5 protein-coding genes are annotated in these 6,438 nt (G+C 70.1%); all 5 read left to right on the top strand.

Features of this window, described 5'->3' with window-relative positions:
• The first annotated feature begins 120 nt into the window (after window positions 1–120).
• On the top strand, window positions 121–2,559 hold the full coding sequence (locus ACFTZL_RS38900; RefSeq protein ID WP_382593406.1) for an FAD-dependent oxidoreductase: 2,439 nt from the start codon (window positions 121–123) through the stop codon (window positions 2,557–2,559).
• 119 nt (window positions 2,560–2,678) lie between these two features.
• Window positions 2,679–3,539, top strand: a complete 861-nt coding sequence (locus tag ACFTZL_RS38895) for a bifunctional methylenetetrahydrofolate dehydrogenase/methenyltetrahydrofolate cyclohydrolase (protein WP_382593403.1) — start codon at window positions 2,679–2,681, stop codon at window positions 3,537–3,539.
• Window positions 3,536–4,819: a serine hydroxymethyltransferase gene (gene glyA / locus ACFTZL_RS38890; RefSeq protein WP_382593400.1), complete on the top strand. Its 1,284-nt coding sequence runs from the start codon at window positions 3,536–3,538 to the stop codon at window positions 4,817–4,819. The genes ACFTZL_RS38895 and glyA overlap by 4 nt, the downstream gene beginning before the upstream one ends.
• The gene (locus tag ACFTZL_RS38885) at window positions 4,816–6,048 is read left to right on the top strand and encodes a sarcosine oxidase subunit beta family protein (protein ID WP_382593397.1); all 1,233 of its coding nucleotides are present in this window, start codon (window positions 4,816–4,818) and stop codon (window positions 6,046–6,048) included. Before glyA ends, ACFTZL_RS38885 begins: the two co-directional genes overlap by 4 nt.
• Window positions 6,049–6,076: 28 nt before the next feature.
• Window positions 6,077–6,438, top strand: a 362-nt coding sequence (locus ACFTZL_RS38880; protein WP_382593394.1) for a sarcosine oxidase subunit delta, incomplete at its 3' end; no start/stop codon positions are given.

The following is a 6,438-nucleotide window of genomic DNA, read 5'->3' as shown; positions in this document are numbered from 1 at the left end:
CGTTTTTCCGGTGTCTCGGACCCCTTGACACGCCGATTCACGGCGGGCACATTGAGTTGCGCAACTTGAACCTTGTTGCGCAGACAGCAACTGGACGCTTTCAACGTCGGAGGTGCGGCGATGGCGGGACCCCGGGTGGTCATCATCGGAGCGGGCGTCGTGGGGGCAGCGCTCGCCGACGAGATCTCCGCACGAGGCTGGACCGAAGTGACCGTGGTCGACCAGGGCCCGCTGCCCGCCACCGGGGGATCGTCGTCGCACGCCCCGGGCCTGGTCTTCCAGACCAACCCCTCCAAGACCATGACCGAGATGGCCCGTTACACCGTCGAGAAGTTCTGCTCGCTCGACGTGGACGGGCAGCCCTGCTTCCTCCAGGTCGGCGGCCTGGAGGTGGCCACCAGCCCGGAGCGCGTCGTCGAACTGCAGCGGCGCCACGGCTGGCTCGCCTCCTGGGGCATCGAGTCCCGGCTGCTGAACACCGAGGAGTGCCTCGAACAGCACCCGCTCGTCAACCCGGACAAGGTCCTCGCCGGTCTCCTCGTGCCGACGGACGGCCTCGCGAAGGCCGTCCTCGCCGTCGAGGCGCAGATCCGCCGGGCCACCGAGCGCGGCGTGCGCTTCCTCGCGCGCCACGAAGTCCTCGACGTCCAGCGGGCCGAGGGCGAGGTGACCGGCGTTCTCACCGACCAGGGCGAGATCCCCGCCGACATCGTCGTGTGCTGCGCCGGCATCTGGGGCCCGAAGATCGCCCGCATGGTCGGCATGAACCTCCCGCTCACACCGCTCGGCCACCAGCTCGCCTGGACGGGCCCGGTACCGGCCCTGGCGGGCCAGACGCAGGAGGCGGTCCGCCCGATCCTGCGCCACCAGGACGCCGACCTCTACTACCGCGACCGCTTCGACGGCCTGGGCATCGGCTACTACGGCCACCGCCCGATGCCGATCTCCGCCGACGACATCCTCTCCGTGGACGAGGCCGAGGAGATGCCCTCCGTCCTGAAGTTCACCGAGGAGGACTTCGAGGAGGCCTGGAGCGAGACGCAGTCACTGCTCCCCGCGACGCAGGACGCCAAGGTGGAGGAGGGCATCAACGGCCTGTTCTCCTTCACCACCGACGGCCTGCCGCTGCTCGGCGAGTCCCCGGACGTCAAGGGCTTCTGGGTCGCCGAGGCCGTCTGGGTCACGCATTCCGCGGGCGTCGGGAGGGCCATGGCCGAGTGGCTGGTCGACGGCTGCTGCTCCTCGTTCGACCTGCACGAGTGCGACGTCAACCGCTTTGAACCGCACCAGCTCTCGCCGGAGTACGTACTGGCCCGCGACTGCCAGAACTTCGTCGAGGTCTACGACATCCTGCACCCCCTCCAGCCGTCGGGGGACCCGCGCCCGATCCGCATGAGCCCCTTCCACGCCCGCCAGCAGGAGCTGGGCGCCTTCTTCCTGGAAGCGAACGGCTGGGAGCGGCCTCAGTGGTACGAAGCCAACGCGGGCCTGGTCGAAGGCCGTTCCATCGTCACCCCCAACGACTGGGCTGCGCAGTACTGGTCGCCCATCGTCGGCGCCGAGGCCCAGACCACCCGCGAGACCGTCGCGATGTACGACATGACGGCCCTCAAGCGACTGGAGGTCAGCGGGCGCGGTGCCGGCGAGTTCCTGGAGCGGTTGTGCACCGGCAAGGTCGCCAAGTCCGTCGGCTCGGTGACGTACACCCTGCTCCTCGACCACGACGGCGGCATCCGCAGCGACATCACCGTCGCCCGGCTGGCCCCCGACCTCTTCCAGGTCGGCGCCAACGGCAACCTGGACCTCGACTGGTTCACCCGTCACCTCCCCGCCGACGGCACGGTCCAGGTCCGCGACATCACCCCCGGCACCTGCTGCATCGGCCTGTGGGGACCGCGCGCCCGCGACGTCCTCCAGCCGCTCACCGACGCCGACTTCTCGGCGACCGGCCTGAAGTACTTCCGCGCCAAGCGCGCCCACATCGGCTCCGTCCCCGTCACCGCGATGCGTCTGTCGTACGTCGGTGAGCTCGGCTGGGAGCTGTACACCACCGCCGACCTGGGCCAGAAGCTGTGGGACACGCTGCGGCGGGCGGCCGAGCCGCTGGGCGGCATCGTGGCCGGGCGGGGTGCGTTCAACAGCCTCCGGCTGGAGAAGGGCTACCGCTCCTTCGGCACGGACATGACCTATGAACACGACCCGTACGAGGCCGGGGTCGGCTTCGCCGTCAAGCTCGACAAGGAGGACTTCATCGGCAAGGCGGCGTTGGAGCGGCGCAAGGCGGATGTGCGGCGTCGACTGACCTGCCTCACGATCGATGACCCGAGGGCGGTCGTCATGGGCAAGGAGCCGGTGTACGACGGGGACTGTGCGGTGGGTTACGTCACCAGTGCGGCTTTTGGCTACACGATCGGCAAGGGCATCGCCTATGCCTGGCTTCCGGCGGAGCTTGCCGCTCCGGGGACCGTCGTGCACATCGGGTACTTCGACCAGTCCGTCGAGGCGGTCGTGGCCGAAGAGCCGTTGTTCGATCCGGCGATGTCCCGTCTTCGTGGCTGAGTTTTCGTCTGCGGCTGCGTTGTGGCTGGTCGCGCCCCGCGGCAGAGCCGCTGATCGACACAGCCCCGCGCCCCTTTGGGGCACGTTCAGTGCCGACCTCGTTGGAAGGAGCTCCCCAAGTGACCGCACAACTCCTTGACGGCAAGGCCGCCGCCGCCGCAATCCGCCAGGAACTCACCGATCGCGTGGCCAAGTTGACCGCCACCGGCGGTCGGGCGCCGGGGCTCGGTACCGTCCTGGTCGGTGACGACCCGGGCAGTCGCGCCTACGTCGGCGGCAAGCACCGCGACTGCGCCCAGGTGGGTATCGCCTCCATCCGCCGGGAGCTGCCCGCCGACGCCTCGCAGCGGCAGGTCGAGGAGACGATCGACGAGCTCAACGCCGACCCCGCCTGCACCGGCTACATCGTCCAACTGCCGCTGCCGCGCCACCTCGACGCCAACGCCGTACTGGAACGGATGGACCCGGCCAAGGACGCCGACGGACTGCATCCCGTCAGCCTCGGCCGGCTCGTCCTCGGCGTCGAGGCACCGCTGCCGTGCACCCCGCGCGGCATCGTCGAACTGCTCCGCCGCCACGACGTGCCGCTCGCCGGAGCGCGGGTGTGCGTGATCGGCCGGGGCATCACCGTCGGACGGCCCATCGGACTCCTCCTCACTCGCAGGTCCGAGAACGCCACCGTCACCCTCTGCCACACCGGAACCAAGGGCCTTGCCTGGCACGTACGCGAGGCGGACATCGTCGTCGCGGCCGCCGGCTCGCCCGGACTGATCACCAAGGACATGCTGCGCCCGGGCGCGGCCGTCCTGGACGTCGGCATCACCCGCACCGACCAGGGGCTGGTGGGTGACATCCACCCGGCCTCCGCCGAGGTCGCCGGGTGGCTCGCGCCGATGCCCGGGGGAGTGGGCCCCATGACCCGGGCCATGCTGCTCGCGAATGTCGTCGAGGCCGCCGAGAGGAACGCGAACGCCGTATGAACGTGCTCAACACCTCCCTGGCAGAGCTGGACCCCGAGGTGCACGCCGCGCTCCGCGCCGAGCTGCACCGCCAGCAGTCCACCCTGGAGATGATCGCCTCCGAGAACTTCGCGCCCTTGGCCGTGATGGAGGCGCAGGGCTCGGTCGCGACCAACAAGTACGCCGAGGGATACCCGGGCCGGCGCTACTACGGCGGCTGCGAACACGTCGACGTCACCGAGCGGCTGGCCATCGAGCGGATCAAGACCCTCTTCGGCGCCGGCTTCGCCAATGTGCAGCCGCACTCGGGAGCCCAGGCGAACACCGCCGTCTTCTTCGCCCTGCTGCGGCCCGGCGACACCGTCCTCGGCCTCGACCTCGCGCACGGCGGGCATCTCACGCACGGCATGCGCCTCAACTACAGCGGCAAGATGCTCAACGTCGTGCCGTACCACGTGTCCGAGACGGACCACCTCGTCGACATGGACGAGGTCGAACGGCTCGCCAAGGAACACCGCCCCAAGATGATCATCGCCGGCTGGTCGGCGTACCCGAGGCAACTGGACTTCGCGGCCTTCCGCCGGATCGCCGACGAGGTGGGCGCCCTGCTCATGGTCGACATGGCCCACTTCGCGGGTCTGGTGGCGGCGGGACTGCACCCCAGCCCCGTACCGCACGCCCACGTCACGACCACGACCACGCACAAGACGCTCGGCGGTCCGCGCGGCGGCGTCATCCTCACCAATGAGGCCGACCTCGCGAAGAAGATCAACTCGGCGGTGTTCCCCGGCATGCAGGGCGGCCCCCTGGAGCACGTCATCGCCGCGAAGGCGGTGTCGTTCAAGGTCGCCGCGTCACCGGAGTTCGCCGAACGCCAGGCCCGCACCCTCGCCGGCTCCCGCATCCTCGCCGAACGCCTCACCCAGGCGGACGCGTCGGCGGCCGGGGTGAAGGTGCTGACCGGAGGCACGGACGTCCACCTCGTCCTGGTCGACCTGCGCGACTCCGAGCTGGACGGCCGCCAGGCCGAGGACCTGCTCCACGAGGTCGGCATCACCGTCAACCGCAACGCCGTGCCCTTCGACCCGCGCCCGCCCATGGTCACCTCGGGCTTGCGCATCGGCACCCCGGCCCTGGCCACCCGCGGCTTCACCGAGGACGACTTCGCCGAGGTCGCCGACGTGATCGCCCTCGCCCTCCAGCCGGAGCCGGACGTGGGCGCCCTGCGCTCCCGCACCGAGGCCCTGGCCGCCAAGCACCCGCTCTACCCCCACCTGTCCGACAACGGAGACGCCCGATGAGCCCCCGCACCCCCGGCGCCGCGCTCCCCGAACATCCGGACCGGCTCTGGCGCAACCCCGAGCCGAAGCGCTCCTACGACGTCATCATCGTGGGCGGCGGCGGGCACGGCCTGGCCACCGCCCACTACCTGGCGAAGAACCACGGCATCACCAACGTCGCCGTGTTGGAGAAGGGCTGGCTGGCGGGCGGCAACATGGCCCGCAACACCACGATCATCCGCTCCAACTACCTCTGGGACGAGAGCGCCGGCATCTACGAGCACGCCCTCAAGCTGTGGGAAGGCCTGGCGGACGAGCTCGACTATCCGATCCTCTTCTCCCAGCGCGGCGTACTGAACCTCGCCCACAGCCTCCAGGACGTTCGCGACAGCGTGCGCCGCGTCGAGGCCAACCGCCTCAACGGTGTGGACGCAGAATGGCTGGACGCGGACGGGGTCAAGGACGTCTGCCCGATCGTCAACATCTCCCCGGACGTCCGCTACCCGGTCCTGGGCGCCACCTACCAGCCGCGCGCCGGCATCGCCAAGCACGACCACGTGGCATGGGGCCTCGCCCGCTCCGCCGACGCCGCCGGAATCGACATCATCCAGAACTGCGAGGTCACCGGCCTGGACGTGGTGGGCAACCGGGTGGTCGGAGTTCAGACGACCCGGGGACCGATCGCGGCGGGCAAGGTCGCGCTCTGCTCGGCGGGCCACACCTCGGTCCTGGCCGCCATGGCGGGCATCGACCTCCCCCTCCAGAGTCACCCGTTGCAGGCACTCGTGTCGGAGCTGCTGGAACCGATGCACCCGACGGTGGTCATGTCCAACGCGGTCCATGTGTACGTCAGCCAGGCTCACAAGGGTGAGCTGGTGATGGGGGCGGGCGTCGACGCGTACAACTCGTACACCCAGCGCGGTGCCTTCCACATCATCCGGGATCAGATGTCCGCGGCACTGGAGCTCTTCCCGGTCTTCGCCCGCGCCCACGTCCTGCGCACCTGGGGCGGCATCGTCGACGTCAGCCCCGACGCCTCACCCATCATCGGCCTCAGCCCGGTGGACAACCTCTATCTCAACTGCGGCTGGGGAACCGGCGGTTTCAAGGCCACCCCGGGCGTCGGCTGGGTCTACGCCCACACCATCGCCCACGACACACCGCATCCGCTGAACGCCCCCTTCTCGCTCGACCGTTTCACCACCGGCGCGCTCGTCGACGAGCACGGCGCGGCCGCGGTGGCCCACTAGGACCACTGGAAGTCTTGGGAGCCGATCCATGCTGCTGATCCCCTGCCCGTGGTGCGGGCCCCGCGACGAGGCGGAGTTCCACTACGGCGGCCAGGCCCATGTGCCGTACCCGGAGGACCCGGCGCCCCTCACCGACGAGGAGTGGGCCCGCTACCTCTTCTTCCGCGACAACGCGAAGGGCCCCTTCGCCGAGCGCTGGACCCACGCGGCGGGCTGCCGCCGCTGGTTCAACGCCGTGCGGGACACGTCGACGAACGAGATCCTGACGGTGTACGGGTCGGGGGAGGAGCGCCCGGCCACTTTCGAGGCACGCTCAGTGAAAGCAGCCCGTCCGGCGATTGAGGACGAGGCACTTCAGGCCGAAGCGGGGTCTGGGGGCGCAGCCCCCAG

Origin of the sequence: Streptomyces sp. NPDC056948, from assembly GCF_042674225.1 — a bacterium.
Classification (GTDB): domain Bacteria; phylum Actinomycetota; class Actinomycetes; order Streptomycetales; family Streptomycetaceae; genus Streptomyces; species Streptomyces purpurascens.
This window is presented reverse-complemented; position numbering and strand designations above follow the sequence as displayed.